This is a genomic window from Rhodobacter sp. Har01, assembly GCF_020564565.1.
GTDB lineage: Bacteria > Pseudomonadota > Alphaproteobacteria > Rhodobacterales > Rhodobacteraceae > Pseudogemmobacter.
Genome location: NZ_JAJCTD010000005.1, coordinates 229072 through 242968 on the forward strand (window position 1 = coordinate 229072; position 13897 = coordinate 242968).

General features: G+C 68.5%; 17 protein-coding genes. 6 read left to right on the top strand and 11 right to left on the bottom strand.

What is annotated here, in order from left to right; all coding sequences use genetic code 11:
• Positions 1 to 86 precede the first annotated feature (86 nt).
• The 11 genes from LHP98_RS13990 to LHP98_RS14040 all read right to left on the bottom strand — a co-directional run bounded on the left by LHP98_RS13990 (position 87) and on the right by LHP98_RS14040 (position 8552).
• A complete protein-coding gene (locus LHP98_RS13990; RefSeq protein ID WP_227253161.1) occupies positions 87 to 1082 on the bottom strand; it encodes a BMP family lipoprotein in 996 nt (331 codons plus the stop codon).
• 148 nt (positions 1083 to 1230) lie between these two features.
• Positions 1231 to 1644 carry a ribosomal protein S18-alanine N-acetyltransferase gene (rimI, locus tag LHP98_RS13995; RefSeq protein ID WP_227253162.1) on the bottom strand — a complete coding sequence of 138 codons (414 nt, stop codon included), beginning with the start codon at positions 1642 to 1644 and terminating at the stop codon, positions 1231 to 1233.
• A complete protein-coding gene (gene tsaB / locus LHP98_RS14000; protein ID WP_227253163.1) occupies positions 1641 to 2255 on the bottom strand; it encodes a tRNA (adenosine(37)-N6)-threonylcarbamoyltransferase complex dimerization subunit type 1 TsaB in 615 nt (204 codons plus the stop codon). The genes rimI and tsaB overlap by 4 nt, the downstream gene beginning before the upstream one ends.
• A complete protein-coding gene (locus tag LHP98_RS14005) occupies positions 2245 to 2808 on the bottom strand; it encodes a NifU family protein (protein WP_227253164.1) in 564 nt (187 codons plus the stop codon). The genes tsaB and LHP98_RS14005 overlap by 11 nt, the downstream gene beginning before the upstream one ends.
• Positions 2809 to 2908: 100 nt before the next feature.
• Positions 2909 to 3070, bottom strand: a complete 162-nt coding sequence (locus tag LHP98_RS14010) for a hypothetical protein (protein ID WP_227253165.1) — start codon at positions 3068 to 3070, stop codon at positions 2909 to 2911.
• A gap of 113 nt (positions 3071 to 3183) precedes the next feature.
• Positions 3184 to 3555, bottom strand: coding sequence for a diacylglycerol kinase (locus tag LHP98_RS14015; RefSeq protein WP_227253166.1), 372 nt, complete (start codon positions 3553 to 3555; stop codon positions 3184 to 3186).
• Positions 3556 to 3574: 19 nt separating this feature from the next.
• Complete coding sequence (locus LHP98_RS19495) at positions 3575 to 5338, bottom strand: S1C family serine protease (RefSeq protein ID WP_264473791.1); 1764 nt, start codon at positions 5336 to 5338, stop codon at positions 3575 to 3577.
• A 133-nt stretch (positions 5339 to 5471) separates the two neighbouring features.
• Positions 5472 to 5927 (bottom strand): universal stress protein, encoded by a 456-nt coding sequence (locus LHP98_RS14025; RefSeq protein WP_227253167.1) that lies wholly within the window; start codon positions 5925 to 5927, stop codon positions 5472 to 5474.
• A 58-nt stretch (positions 5928 to 5985) separates the two neighbouring features.
• On the bottom strand, positions 5986 to 7305 hold the full coding sequence (locus LHP98_RS14030) for an MATE family efflux transporter (protein WP_227253261.1): 1320 nt from the start codon (positions 7303 to 7305) through the stop codon (positions 5986 to 5988).
• A 374-nt stretch (positions 7306 to 7679) separates the two neighbouring features.
• Positions 7680 to 8105, bottom strand: a complete 426-nt coding sequence (locus LHP98_RS14035) for a PaaI family thioesterase (RefSeq protein ID WP_227253168.1) — start codon at positions 8103 to 8105, stop codon at positions 7680 to 7682.
• A gap of 24 nt (positions 8106 to 8129) precedes the next feature.
• On the bottom strand, positions 8130 to 8552 hold the full coding sequence (locus LHP98_RS14040) for a PaaI family thioesterase (RefSeq protein ID WP_227253262.1): 423 nt from the start codon (positions 8550 to 8552) through the stop codon (positions 8130 to 8132).
• Between the two features lie 115 nt (positions 8553 to 8667).
• On the opposite strand from LHP98_RS14040, the gene LHP98_RS14045 reads away from it, so the two are divergent.
• The 6 genes from LHP98_RS14045 to LHP98_RS14070 all read left to right on the top strand — a co-directional run bounded on the left by LHP98_RS14045 (position 8668) and on the right by LHP98_RS14070 (position 13848).
• Complete coding sequence (locus LHP98_RS14045) at positions 8668 to 9054, top strand: MerR family transcriptional regulator (RefSeq protein WP_227253169.1); 387 nt, start codon at positions 8668 to 8670, stop codon at positions 9052 to 9054.
• Between the two features lie 121 nt (positions 9055 to 9175).
• Positions 9176 to 9625 carry a MerR family transcriptional regulator gene (locus LHP98_RS14050; protein ID WP_227253170.1) on the top strand — a complete coding sequence of 150 codons (450 nt, stop codon included), beginning with the start codon at positions 9176 to 9178 and terminating at the stop codon, positions 9623 to 9625.
• Between the two features lie 33 nt (positions 9626 to 9658).
• Positions 9659 to 11434: an acyl-CoA dehydrogenase C-terminal domain-containing protein gene (locus LHP98_RS14055; RefSeq protein WP_227253171.1), complete on the top strand. Its 1776-nt coding sequence runs from the start codon at positions 9659 to 9661 to the stop codon at positions 11432 to 11434.
• 53 nt (positions 11435 to 11487) lie between these two features.
• Complete coding sequence (locus tag LHP98_RS14060) at positions 11488 to 11700, top strand: hypothetical protein (RefSeq protein WP_227253172.1); 213 nt, start codon at positions 11488 to 11490, stop codon at positions 11698 to 11700.
• Positions 11701 to 11982: 282 nt separating this feature from the next.
• Complete coding sequence (locus LHP98_RS14065; protein ID WP_227253173.1) at positions 11983 to 12621, top strand: glutathione S-transferase family protein; 639 nt, start codon at positions 11983 to 11985, stop codon at positions 12619 to 12621.
• Between the two features lie 15 nt (positions 12622 to 12636).
• The gene (locus LHP98_RS14070; protein WP_227253174.1) at positions 12637 to 13848 is read left to right on the top strand and encodes an acetyl-CoA C-acetyltransferase; all 1212 of its coding nucleotides are present in this window, start codon (positions 12637 to 12639) and stop codon (positions 13846 to 13848) included.
• Positions 13849 to 13897: the final 49 nt, after the last annotated feature.

Sequence of the window (13897 nt, forward strand, 5' to 3'; positions counted from 1 at the left end):
CTGTTCCTTCCGGCCGGGTCCTGGCTGCGAAAAGGGGCCGCGCCCGGGGAAGGACGCGGCCCTGTGTCGGCTGCCGAAAGTCAGGCTTAGAACGAGGCCGCCGGGCAGGTGTTGTCGGACATGTAGTCGTGCACGGCCAGTTCGCCCGACTTGATCTTGGCGGCGGCCTCTTCGACCTTGGCCTTCATGTCGTCGGTGACCAGGGCGGCGTTGTTCTCATCCAGCGCATAGCCGACGCCGTCGTTCGCCAGGCCCATGACGTTGATGCCGGGGGTCAGCGCCTCGCCTTCCTTGAAGGCGTCATAGACGGCGTTGTCCACCTTCTTGACCATCGAGGTCAGCACCTTGCCGGGGTGCATGTAGTTCTGGTTGCTGTCGACGCCGATCGACAGGATGCCTTCATCCGCCGCGGCCTGCAGCACGCCCACGCCGGTGCCGCCGGCGGCGGCATAGATCACGTCGGCGCCTTGGGCCTTTTGCCCCTTGGCCAGTTCGGCGCCCTTGACCGGGTCGTTCCAGGCGGCGGGCGTGGTGCCGGTCATGTTCAGGATCACGGTCGCATCCGGGTTCACCGCCTTGACGCCCTGGGCATAGCCGCAGCCGAACTTGCGGATCAGCGGGATGTCCATGCCGCCGATGAAGCCGACGGTGCCGGTCTTCGAGGCCATCGCGGCCATCATGCCGACCAAGTAGCTGCCCTCATGTTCGTTGAACACCACCGACTTCACGTTCGGCTGCTCGACCACCATGTCGATGATGGCGAACTTGGTGTTCGGAAAGTCGGGCGCGACCTTGTTCAGCACGTCGCCGAAGGCGAAGCCGGTCATCACCACCGGGTTCGAGCCCGCCTCGGCCAGCCGCCGCAGCGCCTGTTCGCGCTGGGCCTCGTCCTGCATTTCCAGTTCCTTGAAGGTGCCGCCGGTTTCGGTGGCCCAGCGGGTGGCGCCGTTGAAGGCGGCTTCGTTGAAGGATTTGTCGAACTTGCCGCCAAGGTCGAAGATGATCGCCGGCTCGGCGGCAACGACGCCGGCCGTCAGGGCCAGAACGGCGGTTGCCCCCGCAAGGGATTTCATCAGGGTCATGGGTGTTCTCCCGGTTGATAAACCACAATGCCGCCCAGTCCGCCGAGTGGCCTCGGTCGCGGGCGGTTCCTGCGGCAGATTAGGCGGGAAGGCCCGGCAGGGGTCAAGTCGGATTCGCGTGAACGGAGCGGCAATCCTGACCAGAAGGTCAGAGGTCGCGGGCCAGCACCAGCGCATCGACGCGGGCGCCTTCGGGCGTGGCGTAGTAGGCCTTGCGCCGGCCTGCCGGCACGAAGCCCGCCGATTCGTAAAGTGCCTGTGCCGCGGGGTTTTCGGCGCTGACCTCAAGAAAGGCGCGGGTCGCCCCGCGCAGCCGGGCCTGGTAGAGGAACCGGGCGACCAGCTTGCGCCCGAGGCCGCGACGGCGGGATTCGGGGGCAACGGCGACGGTCAGAAGTTCGGCCTCGCCGGCCACCGCGCGGCCCAGCAGGAACCCTGCATCGCCCTCGACCAGCAGGAAGGCCAGCGGGTCGGCGGTGAGGGTTGCGAAGTCGGTTTCCGACCAAGGCGGAGGGGTGCGGAAGGCGCGGGCGTGCAGGGCGGCAAGGTCGGCAGGGGTCACGGCAGGATCACCGGAGGGGGATCGGACGGGGGGGCCGCATCGGCGCCGCGCAGGTAGAACGGCGCCGGGCGCGGGCCGGGGGCGCGGCTGGCGGCGATGCGGGCGATGGCCTCGGCCAGCGGCATCGCCGGGGGCAGGCTGGCGGGGCCGGCCGCGTTGCCGGTGACGGCGCCGGGAGAGGGGTCGGGCCGTGACAGCAGTTGCGCCGGGCCGTCGGGGAAATCCTGCACATAGGCGAGACCCTGCCGGGCATCTTCGACCACCCGCAGCGGGCGCGGCAGGCCCTGGGCCAGCGCCTCCAGCCGGGTGACGCCGATGGCGGGAATGCCCAGCCCCAGCGCCAGCCCGCGGGCGGCGGCAACCGCTATGCGGACGCCGGTAAAGTTGCCCGGGCCGGTGCCGACCGCCAGCGCGCCCAGATCATGCCAGGCAAGGCCGGTGTCGGTGAGCAGCTCTTCCAGCAGCGGGATCAGCCGCTCGGCCTGGCCTTTGGCCATGGGTTCGAGGCGGTTCAGGCAGCGGCCATCGGGCCATAACAAAGCGGCGGCGCAATGCGCCGCCGATGTGTCGAAGGCCAGCAGCGGCCCGGTCGGTTTGGCGTCAGGCCGCAACGGGCCGAACCTCGGTCACCTCGGGGATGTAGTGCCGCAAGAGGTTCTCGATGCCCATCTTCAGCGTCAGCGTGCTGGACGGGCAGCCGGCGCAGGCGCCCTGCATGTGCAGATAGACCACGCCGCGGTCAAAGCCGTGGAAGGTGATGTCGCCACCGTCCTGCGCCACGGCGGGGCGCACCCGGGTGTCGAGCAGTTCCTTGATCTGGCGGACGATGTCGGCGTCGGCGCCGGAATGCTCGGCATGGCCGCCCGCGGCCTTGGCCTCGCTTTCCATCACCGGCGCGCCGGACTGGTAATGCTCCATGATCGCGCCCAGGATCTGCGGCTTGATATGGGCCCAATCCACGGCATCGGCCTTGGTGACGGTCACGAAGTCCAGCCCGAAGAACACGCCGGTCACCCCGCCCGCGGCGAAGATGCGGCGCGCCAGCGGCGATTTCTCGGCCGCCTCGGCATCGGGGAAATCGGCGGTGCCGATCTCAAGCACGGTCTGCCCCGGCAGGAATTTCAGCGTGGCGGGGTTCGGCGTGGATTCCGTCTGGATGAACATGGGGTGATCTCCGACCATTCCAGTCGGATATGCGCCCGAGGCCTGCAATAGTCAACCGGCCGAGGGCGCAATCGGCCCGAGACCGGCTGCAGCAGGCACGTCAGACCCGGTCGGCGCCCCAGTAGGCATACATCTGGTCCAGCGCGGACAGTGACCGCAGGTGGACGCTGCGCAGCATCGCGCGTTCTTCGGCGTGGTAGGTCACCGCGGCGGGCGCAACGGATTTGGCGACACGCAGGGCGGGTTTCAGGGCCGACATCATTCAGATCCTTCACAAGGATCCTCCCTCGGCCCGCAATATAAATTTTGCCGCAACGCAGCGGAACCGACGATCCGGCATGCCCGTGATGCAGCCGCAGCATGCCTGACCCAACGTCAGGCGAACGCGGCCCACAGCAGATAGGCGGCGATGGCCGCCATCACCAGGGCCACGGCCACCGAGCCCAGGTCCTTGGCATCCTTGGCGAATTGCGCCCAGCCCGGGGACATCTCGTCAACCAGGACCTCAAGCGCGGTGTTCAGCGCCTCGACCGCGACCAGCAGGAACATCAGCGCGACAAAGCCCAGCATCTTGCCGGCCGAGGCGCCAAGGGCCGCCATCAGGCCCAACACCACAAAGCCCGCCAGCGCCTCTTGCCGGAACGCGGCCTCGCGCGACAGCCGCCTCAGGCCTGCGGCGGAATTCCGACCCGCGGCCAGGATTCGTCCGATCCCGCCCTTGGCCGCAGGCCGATTGCCAGGTTGCATGCCGGCGCCCCCGCGGCCCTTACTGATAGCAGTGCAGCGGGATCACCGCCATGGCCACGCCCGCGGGCACCTCGCCCGACATTTCGGCCCCGCTGCCGTCGCCCTGTGGCCGGCTGATCCGGTTCTGTGCCAGGAACGTCAGCAGCGGCCCCGAGGGCACGGCAAAGTTCATGTTCTGCGGCAGGCTGCCGGTCTCTTCCAGCACGGCCAGATCGTCGATCCGGCTGACCACCACGCCGATCACCGCGCCCTTCTTGTTCAAGAGCGGCCCGCCCGAATTGCCCGGCTGCACCGGCGCCGTGATCATCACCCGGTTGGAAGAGCCATCCGCCCCGCGCAGCGCGCTGACGTTGCCGGAGGTGACGGTCAGGCCCTGGTCAAGGCTGGTATAATAGGGATAGCCCAGCGCGGTGACGGCCTCGCCCAGCTTGGGCACCTCAAGCGCCGACAGCTTGAGCCAGGCGCCCGCATCGGTGGCACCGGCCAGCACCGCGATGTCCAGCGAACTGTCGGCGGCCACCACGTCAAGCGGGGTGCCGTCGATCATGGCGACGGCGCCGCAGCCTTCGATCACATGCGCGGCGGTGACCAGCATGGTGGGCGCAATGTAGAAGCCCGTGCCCGATCCCTTGAGCGTGCCGGTGATCTTCTGCTTCGGCGGCTCTGGCGCGGGTGCGACGGCCGTGCCGGGGGGCACCGCCGGTTCGGCGCCGGTGCCGGGCGCCCGGATCGGGGCCGGGCCGGGGTTCGCAACGCCAAGGCCGCCCGGAGACGGCGTCGGAGACGGGGCCGGAGACGGGGCCGGAGACGGAGACGGGGCGGGTGCCGGGGCTGGCGCAGGCGCCGGAGCAGGCGACGGGCTGGGCGTGCCCAGCGCGGGCGGGGCCGGGGCTGGCACCGGGGTTGCGTCGGCCACATCGACCGGCTCGGGCATCGACGGCAGCGGCGGCGCATCGACGCCGGGCGGCATCGGCCGCATCACCTGATCCTTGGGGTCGTTCGAGGCGACCTTGGGCGTCGGGGCGGCGCCGCCGGAATCGCCGTTGATCAACTGGTCGATCACCCCGCCTTCGGTCCAGATCAGCGTGGCCGGGCTACCGCCCTTGGTCATGCTGGCCGCCAGCAGGTTCAACTGCGGAAAGTAGTCGGGCGACAGCACGATCGAGACCGTGGACCAGTTGCCCTGATACATGTCGGACCGGGCATAGGCGATATAGTCGCCCTCGATGGTGGTCGAGGTGATCCAGAGATTGTCATCGGAGAACTGGTAGGGGTCGGCGCCCGGCAACGACTTGGTCATGAACCAGTCGTGGATGTCCTTCATGGCGGCAAAGTCGTTGAAGCGGACGTAGAGGCTGAAATTCTCGTCGGCGGACAGGAATTCCACCGCGTCGGGGTTGTCGACTTCCTTGAGGAACTCGAACGGGTGCAGGTAGGAGGTATTGGTGGTTTCCGAATAGAACAGCTGCCAGCCGTTCTTTACCCGCTCATCCTCCAGCGCCATGACCAGGTTGATGAGGTGGCGGTAAAGCGGCCGGTTGGTGCCTTCGACACGCTGGGTATAGGTCTCCAGCGCCGCCTGGGCATCGGGGTTCCAGATGCCGTCGGTGAAGCCGTAGTAGTCGGACGAAAACGCCAGCGCGGCCTGCAGCGTGGCGATGTCCTCGCGGCTCATCGGGGCGGGGTCGAAGGGCTGGTCGGCCCAGCCCTGGGCCCGTGCGGCATCGGGCAAGGCCAGGACCAGGGTCAGGCAGAAGGCGATCAGCGTCCAAAGGGCGCGCATGCCGGCAATCTCCAAAACGAATGCGTGTCGCAGTTGGTTGCATGCTGCCGCCGATTTGCGGCTTTGAAAAGCAAATCTTGTGTCATCCGGGGTCGGGGAAACCCTAGCCCGGCCGTCGCCGCCCGGAGGGCACTCAGGTGATGCTCTCCAGCCGTTCCTTCGACATGTCGCCCGGCACGATAGTGACCGGGATCGGCAGGCTGCCCGAACTGCGGCTCATGGCGGTGACCAGCGGGCCGGGGCCGGCCTTCTCGGTGCCTGCACCCAGGACTAGCACGCCGATCTCCGGATCTTCGTTCACCTGCGACAGGATCTCGACCACCGGATCGCCCTCGCGGATCACCAGGTCCGGGTTGATGCCCTGCTTGTCGCGCATCCACTTGGCGAAGACCTCGAAATGCGCCTCGATGCGCTCGCGCGCCTCGGCCCGCATCAGGTCGGCCACGCCCATCCAGTGCTGGAATTCCTCGGGCGGAATGATCGACAGGATGGTCACGCCGCCGCCGGTATGGGCGGCGCGCAAGGCGGCAAACCGCATGGCATTCAGGCACTCGCGGCTGTCGTCCAGCACGACCAGGAACTTGCGCATGATCTTCCCCAGGACTTGCGGACGCGATCATGGCCGCGGCCCGGGGCGAAGGCAAGCCTCACGCGGCATCGGCTTTGGCGGCGGCTTGCGGGGCGCTGCGCCACATCAGGGCCGAGCGCGCGCCGTTCAGCACCATCAGCGCGGCCCAGAGGCCGTGGTTGCCGAAAACAGGCACCAGCAGGGCCAGTGCCATGGCATAGACGGCCACGCACAGGATCATCAGCTGCCGCATCGCGCGGGTCAGCGTGGCGCCGATGTAGATGCCGTCATAGGTCCAGGCTGCGCTGCCTACCAGCGGCGCCGCGACGATCCAGGCAAGGTAAATCCGCGCCTCGCCCCGCACCTCGGGCGATGTGGTCATCAGGTCGATCAGCGCCGGCCCGGCGGCGGCGAAGACCAGCGCCAGCGCCCCGGCGCCGGCAAAGCCCCACTGCATCGCCATCCGCGAGGCCCGCCGCACCCCGGCCGCCGACCGCGCGCCGACGGCCTGGCCGACCAGCGTCTCGGCGGCGAAGGCAAAGCCGTCCAGCGCATAGGCGGTAATCCCCAGGAACTGCAGCAGCACCTGATTGGCGGCCAGCGTGACGTCGCCCTCGCGCGCACCAAGGAAGATGAAGGTGGTGAAGCTGGCCTGCAGCAGGACCGAGCGGATCATGATGTCGCGGTTGACGTCCAGCATCACCCGCAGCGCGGCCCGGTCGGCCAGCCGGGCGCGGGCGGCGGCGAAGACCGGCCCGAAGGCCCCGCGGCACAGCCACAGGCCCAGCGCCAGCCCGGTCCATTCCGCGATCAGCGTGGCGAGGGCCACGCCCGGCACGCCCCAGCCCAGCCCAAGCACGAACCACAGGTCCAGCGCGATGTTCAGCCCGTTCATCCAGAGCTGCAACACCAGCACGCCGCGGGTGCGTTCGATGGCGATCAGCCAGCCGGTGACGGCATAAAGCGCGATGGTCGCCGGGGCGCCCCAGATGCGGATGGACAGATACTGCCGGGCCAGCGTCTCGACCTCGGGGCTGGCCGGGGCGACCCGGAAGGCGCCCTGAAAGAGCAGCGCCTGGAACAGGATGAAGCACAGCCCGGCCGCCGCGCCGATCAGCAGCGCCCGGTACAGGATCGCCGCCCGCTCGGCGCCGTCACCGGCGCCATGGGCCTGCGCAGCCAGACCGCTAGTGCCCATCCGCAGGAAGCCGAAGATCCAGTACAGCGTGGCCAGGATCACCGCGCCCAACCCCACCGCCCCGATCGGTGCCGCCTGCCCCAGTTGCCCCACCACGCCGGTATCGACCGCGCCCAGCAAGGGCACAGTGGCGTTCGACAGCACGATCGGCCCGGCGATCCGCCAGATCCGGCCATGGGTCAGTTCGCTCGCCTCGGCCAGGACAGCCCCCGCATGACTCTCCCTTGCTTCTAGCGGCTTGCCGGCGCACCTGACACCCCCTGTGGTGATCCAGCCGAGCGGCGCGAAGGCCGCCGCATGCCTTTTGGCGCGCCTCTGCGCGCAAGCGCGCAACCGGCCTGGTCGCCCGGCCCCGGCGCGACGCCCGCCCCGCGGCAGGGGTTCGCGGCATCGGCTGCGGATGCCTCCGGCGGGGGTATTTGGACCAAGATGAAGCTGCTTGCCCTTCATCTTGGCGAAAATACCCCCAGGGGGTTTGGGGGCAGGATGCCCCCATCGCCCGAGCAGGAGCGAAGACGACGACGCGGAAAGAGGCTTGCGGCGCCCTTGCGCCGCGCCGCTGCATCACCGCGCGGTCAGGGCATCAGGAAATGTCCCGTCCCCTGCGCGAACAGCCGGCCGGGGTCATCCTGCCAGGCCTCGACATGGACCGATGCATAGCGCCGGCCCGATCGATTGATGCGGGCGCGGGCATAGGCATCGCGCGGCTGGCCGGCGCGCAGATAGTCCACCGTCAGGTCGATGGTCTTGGGCAAGGCCGAAACCGCCGTGCCCTCGGCCAGCCCCGACCAGACCAGGCCGACGATGGCCGTCACCTCAAGGAACGCCGCCGTCACCCCGCCATGCAGGGCCGGCAGCACCGGGTTGCCGATCAGCTGCGGCGCAAAGGGCAGCACCGCGGTCAACTCGTCCCCCGCACGGTCGAAGCGGATGCCCAGGAAGCGCAGGTAGGGAATGCCCTCGGTCAGCCCGCGCAGGACCTCGTCGCGCGCGTCGCTCATCGCCGCCGCCTCATCCTGGCCGCCTCATCTTGGCCGGTCCACGGTGAAGGCCCCGTTCGCCATCGCCACCGGCCGTGCTTCGTCATCGTCGGTCGCCACCACGCTGACAAAGGCCACCGACCGCGTCATGTGGTGGCACAGCGCGCGGGCCCGGATCGTCTGGCCCGGGGTCGCCGGCCGCATGTAGTCGATCCGCAGATCCAGCGTGGCGGTCGAGAGCGGCCCGGCCGGGTGACACAGCACCGACGCGCCCGAGGCCGTGTCCATCAGCGCGCTCACCGCGCCGCCATGGATCACCCCGGTCGCCGGGTCACCGATCAGCCGCGTGTCGTAGGGCAGGGCGATCACCGCCCGGCCGTCGCCGATCTCTTCCAGCCGCAACCCAAGGGCCGCGGCATGCGGCAGGGCTTCGATGAACTGTCGGGCAATTGCGGGAACCTCGGCCATGGCGCGCATCAAAGCCGCCCCCTTGGGCAAGTGCAACCCCCGGTGCAGTCTCTGGCGCAACCGACCGTTGCGTCACGCCCGCCGCCGCCCTAGGCTGCTTTGCGGGAGACCCGCCATGGCCGACGCAACCCGCCTCAGCTTCAAGGAAATGTGCGCGAAGTTCGACGTGACCCCGCGCACCCTGCGCTATTACGAATACATCGAACTGCTGTCGCCCGAGAAGGACGGCCGCGCCCGATTCTACGGCCCGCGCGAGGTGGCGCGGATGAAGCTGATCCTGCGCGGCCGCCGCTTCGGCTTTTCCCTCGAGGAAATCCGCCAGTGGCTGATGATCTACGGCAAGACCGGCGAGCGGTCGCAGCTTCAGGCCTGGCTGCAAATGGCCGACCGCCAGCTTGTCGACCTGGAGGGCCAGCGTCGCGACCTGGACACCACCATCGCCGACCTCAAGGCCCTGCGCGCCACCGCAGTCGAGGAACTGGACAGGCTTCCAAAGCGCTGACCGAACGTCACCGGACGTCGTGACGTGACGTTACGCTGACGTCAACGTCAACCCCACTGGTAAACAGCCCGCACGGGGACCATCTGGCCCGCCAGTGAACCCCTGAGCCTGCGAGCTTGCCATGACCGCCCCGACGACCGCTCCGACGACTGACCAGACGACCGACCAGACGACCGACCTGTTGACCATCCGCCAGATGTGTGACGCCTTCGATGTCACCCCCCGCACGCTGCGCTTTTACGAAGCGAAGGAATTGATCCGCCCTGTCCGCGACGGGATGAAGCGCCTCTATGCCCGCAGCGACCGGGCGCGGCTGAAGCTGATCCTGCGCGGCAAGCGCTTCGGTTTCAGCCTCGAGGACATTCGCCAGACGCTTGACCTCTATGACCGTCAGGGCTCGAACCTGGCGCAGATGGAGCGGACCTATGCCCTGGCGCAGGACCGGCTGGCGATCATGGAGGCGCAGCGCGCCGAACTGGACGAGGCGATTGCCGAGTTGCAGGCCGAATTGCGGGCCGGCGCGGCGGTGATCGCAGAGGTGAAAAAGGCCGGCGGCGCCGCCGCCGCCTGAAAACGACCGGAAGACCGAGGGAGGAGACTGAAGATGCCCGGCTACACCGCCCCCGTGAAGGACATGCAATTCCTGCTGCATGACGTTCTGCAGGTCTCGAAGGCCGACATTCCCGGCTACGGCGATCTGGACGAGAGCTTTACCGAGGCCGTGCTGACCGAGGCCGGCCGCGTCGCCGCCGACCTGCTGGCGCCGCTGAACGCGGTTGGCGATCACGAGGGCTGCACGCTGGAAAACGGCGTCGTCCGCACGCCGGCGGGCTTTCGCGAGGCTTTCGCCAGCTTGCGGGCGGGCGGCTGGACCGCCCTCGATGCACCGGTCGAATTCGGCGGACAGGGCCTGCCCTACCTGATGCACTCGGCGGTGAACGAGACCTTCGTCTCGGCCAACATGGCTTTCAACATGTATCAGGGCCTGACCCATGGCGCCTGTTCGGCCATCCTTGCCCATGGCACCGACGCGCAGAAGGCGACCTATGTGCCCAGGCTGGTGTCCTGCGACTGGACCGGCACCATGAACCTGACCGAGCCGCAATGCGGCACCGATCTTGGCCTGATGCGCACCCGGGCCGAGCCGCAGGCCGATGGCAGCTACCGCATCACCGGGCAGAAGATCTTCATCTCGGCCGGCGAGCATGACCTGGCCGAGAACATCGTCCATCTCGTCCTTGCCAAGGCCCCCGGCGGTGGCGAAGGGACCAAGGGCATCTCGCTCTTCATCGTGCCGAAGCTGCTGGTGAACCCCGACGGCAGCCTTGGCGCCCGCAACGCCCTGCGGGCCGAGCGGGTGGAACACAAGATGGGCATCCACGGCAGCGCCACCTGCGTCATGGCCTACGAAGGCGCCACCGGCTATCTGCTGGGGGAATTGCACAAGGGCATGAAGGCCATGTTCACCATGATGAACGAGGCCCGGCTGGGGGTGGGCCTGCAAGGCTATGCCGTGGCCGAGGCCGCCTATCAGGCCGCCGCCACCTATGCCCGCGACCGCCTGCAGGGCCGCGCGGTGACCGGGGCGCAGAACCCCTCCGGGCCGGCCGACCCGCTGATCGTCCACCCCGACATCCGCCGCAGCCTGATGGAGCAGAAAAGCTTTGTCGAAGGCGCCCGCGCCTTCACCTTCTGGGGCGCCACCCTGATCGACCGCGCCCATCGCCTGGGCGACGACACGGCCGACGGCATCGTCAGCCTGCTGACCCCGGTGCTCAAGGGCTTCCAGACCGACATGGGCTTTGCGATGGCGGTGCAGGCCCAGCAGGTCTTCGGCGGACATGGCTACATCGAGGATACCGGCGTCAGCCAGTTCGTCCGCGACGCCCGCATCGCGATGATCTACGAAGGCGCCAACGGCGTGCAGGCGCTGGATCTGGTGGGCCGCAAGCTGGCGGCCGACGGTGGCAAGCCGGTGATGGCCTTCTTCGACCTGGTCAAGTCCGAGGTGAAGGCACACGACGGCGACGCCCGCATGCAGCCCTTCACCGAACCGCTCAAGACCGCCTCGAAACAGATGCAGCAGGCGGCGATGTTCTTCATGGCAAATGCCATGAAGACCCCCGACGCCGCACTGGCCGGCTCGACCGACTTCCTGCACCTGGCCGGCCACGTCTGCCTCGGGCTGATGTGGACCCGGATGGCGAAGGCGGCCCACCAGGCGCTGGACGAGGGCCGCGGCGACGCGGCGTTCCTGCAGGCCAAGATCGCCACCGGCCGCTTCTTCATGGCCCGCCAGCTGCCCGCCTGCGCGCTGCATCTGGCCCGGATCGAGACCGGCGCCGATCCGGTGATGGCCTTGCCGGCCGATGCATTCTAGGCTGCGGCGAAACCCAGCACGAATTTCGCGCCCCGTCCGACCCGGAGGACCCGATGCCCAAGCGTTTCCGCCTGACCCGCCGCTTCCCCGTCGCGATGACCGAGGACGGCTACCGCCGGCTGAAGCGCTTTGCCACAGAGGCCGGGCTCGACGAAGGCGAGGCGCTGTCGTTCCTCTTCGAACACTTCGACAGTGTCATGCACAAGGACAACCTCACCCACCGGCTGAGGCTGTTCAACTCGGAACTGGAGGATCGCAAACGGTAGCGGGCGCACGGGTTGAGATGTCGGACGCCTTCGGCGCGAGGGTATTTGGGCCAAGATGAAGGGGCCAGGATTCACCCCGTCCCGACTGTCCGTCTTGGCTATCCGGGGCTTCGGGACGGGGCTTCACCTCGGGCGGTCATCGGCTCCCCAGCCTGTACCGCGATGACGAGACTAGGATGGCTTGGTTAACAAATGCTTGCTTCATCTTGGTGAAAATACCCCACGGGGGTGCGGGGGTGTGAAACCCCCGCTTCGACCGCGGATGCAAGAGGAACGGCGGCAATGACAGCGAAACTCTACTGCTTCGGCGAAAGCGGCAACGCCTACAAATGCGCCCTCGCCATGACCCTGGCCGACATGCCGTGGCAGCCGGTCTTCGTCGACTTCTTCCGCGGCGAGACCCGCACGCTCGAATTCCGCAAGCTGAACCCGATGGGCGAGGTGCCGGTGCTGGTGGACGGGGCAGAGACGCTCAGCCAGTCGGGGATGATCCTGGACTACATCGTCGGCCAGACCGGGCAGTTGGGCGGCCGGACCAAGGCCGAGGCCAGGCAGGTCTGGCGCTGGGTGCTGTGGGACAACCAGCGCCTTTCGGGCACCGTCGGCACCTGCCGCTACCTGATGAATTTCGCCGCCAAGGACCGCGTGCCCGAAGGCGTGGTGCCGTTCCTGCAGGCCCGCCTGAACTCGGCCTACACGATCCTGAACGACCACCTCGCCGCGCGGCCCTGGGTCGCCGGTGGCGATGGTCCCACCGTGGCCGACCTCGCCTGTGCCGGCTACCTCTACTACCCCGAGCCCTGGGGGTTCAGCCGCTCCGACTGGCCCCAGATCGACCGCTGGCTCGACCGCATCGCCGCCCTTCGGGGCTGGCGCCACCCGTACGAGCTGATGCCCGGAAACGCCCTTGACCTTGCCTGACACTGGAGACGACCGATGACCGAAGCCTTCATCTACGACGCCGTCCGCACCCCGCGGGGCAAGGGCCGCCCCGATGGCGCGCTGCACGAGGTGACCTCGGTCGCGCTGTCCGCCGGCATCCTGAACGCCGTGAAAGACCGCAACGGGCTGACCGGCCACGCGGTCGAGGACGTGATCTGGGGCAATGTCACCCAGGTGGGCGAACAGGGCGGCTGCCTTGCCCGCAGCGCGGTGCTGCTGTCGGAGCTGGACGAGTCGATCCCCGGCCTGTCGATCAACCGCTTCTGCGCCAGCGGGATGGAGGCGGTGAACCTCGCCGCCAACCAGATCCGCGGCGGGGCGGGGCAGGCCTATATCGCCGGCGGGGTGGAAATGATGGGCCGCGTCGCCATGGGCAGCGACGGCGCCGCCATCGCGGTGGACCCGACCCTGGCCATGAAGACCTACTTCGTGCCGCAAGGCATTTCCGCCGACCTGATCGCCACGCAGTTCGGGTTTTCCCGCGACCAGGCCGACCGGCTGGCGGCGGAAAGCCAGCGCCGGGCGGCGGCGGCCTGGGCCGAAAACCGCTTCGCAAGGTCCATCGTGCCGGTGCGCGACCGCAATGGCCTGACCATCCTCGACCGCGACGAATACATGCGCCCCGAGACCACCGCCGAAACCCTGGCCGCCCTGAAGCCCAGCTTCAAGGACATGGGCGAGGTGATGCCCGGTTTCGACAAGCTGGCGCTGATGAAATACCCCCAGCTTGAGCGGATCACCCATATCCACCATGCCGGCAATTCCAGCGGCATCGTCGATGGCGCCGCCGCGATCCTGATCGGCAACGCCGCCTTCGGCCGCGCCCATGGCCTGACCCCGCGCGCCCGCATCCGCGCCACCGCCAAGATCGGCACCGACCCGACGATCATGCTGACCGGCCCCGTGCCGGTCACCGAAAAGATTCTGGCCGAGGCCGGCATGACCATCGCCGACATCGACCTTTTCGAGGTGAACGAGGCCTTCGCAAGCGTCGTCCTGCGCTTCCTTCAGGCCTTCCAGGTGGACCCGGCCCGCGTCAACCCCAACGGCGGCGCCATCGCCCTGGGCCACCCCCTGGGCGCCACCGGCGCCATCATCATCGGCACCCTGCTGGACGAGTTGGAACGCACCGGCAAGGGCGTGGGCCTGGCCACCCTGTGCATCGCCAGCGGCATGGGTGCGGCGACGATCATCGAAAGGGTCTGAGCTTGGGTGTCATGCGGGCAATCGACAGCGGGACCGGCGGGAGCCAGCG

Excerpts from the sequence above, each read along its gene's own strand:
- LHP98_RS14025 (WP_227253167.1), bottom strand. The coding sequence starts at position 5,927 with ATGCGCAAGTTCCTGGTCGTGCTGGACGACAGCCGCGAGTGCCTGAAT.
- LHP98_RS14055 (WP_227253171.1), top strand. The coding sequence starts at position 9,659 with ATGCCCGGCTACACCGCCCCCGTGAAGGACATGCAATTCCTGCTGCAT.
- LHP98_RS14060 (WP_227253172.1), top strand. The coding sequence starts at position 11,488 with ATGCCCAAGCGTTTCCGCCTGACCCGCCGCTTCCCCGTCGCGATGACC.
- LHP98_RS14050 (WP_227253170.1), top strand. The coding sequence starts at position 9,176 with ATGACCGCCCCGACGACCGCTCCGACGACTGACCAGACGACCGACCAG.
- LHP98_RS14040 (WP_227253262.1), bottom strand. The coding sequence starts at position 8,552 with ATGGCCGAGGTTCCCGCAATTGCCCGACAGTTCATCGAAGCCCTGCCG.
- LHP98_RS14045 (WP_227253169.1), top strand. The coding sequence starts at position 8,668 with ATGGCCGACGCAACCCGCCTCAGCTTCAAGGAAATGTGCGCGAAGTTC.
- LHP98_RS14015 (WP_227253166.1), bottom strand. The coding sequence starts at position 3,555 with ATGCAACCTGGCAATCGGCCTGCGGCCAAGGGCGGGATCGGACGAATC.
- LHP98_RS14070 (WP_227253174.1), top strand. The coding sequence starts at position 12,637 with ATGACCGAAGCCTTCATCTACGACGCCGTCCGCACCCCGCGGGGCAAG.
- LHP98_RS13990 (WP_227253161.1), bottom strand. The coding sequence starts at position 1,082 with ATGACCCTGATGAAATCCCTTGCGGGGGCAACCGCCGTTCTGGCCCTG.
- LHP98_RS14065 (WP_227253173.1), top strand. The coding sequence starts at position 11,983 with ATGACAGCGAAACTCTACTGCTTCGGCGAAAGCGGCAACGCCTACAAA.
- LHP98_RS14005 (WP_227253164.1), bottom strand. The coding sequence starts at position 2,808 with ATGTTCATCCAGACGGAATCCACGCCGAACCCCGCCACGCTGAAATTC.
- LHP98_RS19495 (WP_264473791.1), bottom strand. The coding sequence starts at position 5,338 with ATGCGCGCCCTTTGGACGCTGATCGCCTTCTGCCTGACCCTGGTCCTG.
- LHP98_RS14035 (WP_227253168.1), bottom strand. The coding sequence starts at position 8,105 with ATGAGCGACGCGCGCGACGAGGTCCTGCGCGGGCTGACCGAGGGCATT.
- LHP98_RS14010 (WP_227253165.1), bottom strand. The coding sequence starts at position 3,070 with ATGATGTCGGCCCTGAAACCCGCCCTGCGTGTCGCCAAATCCGTTGCG.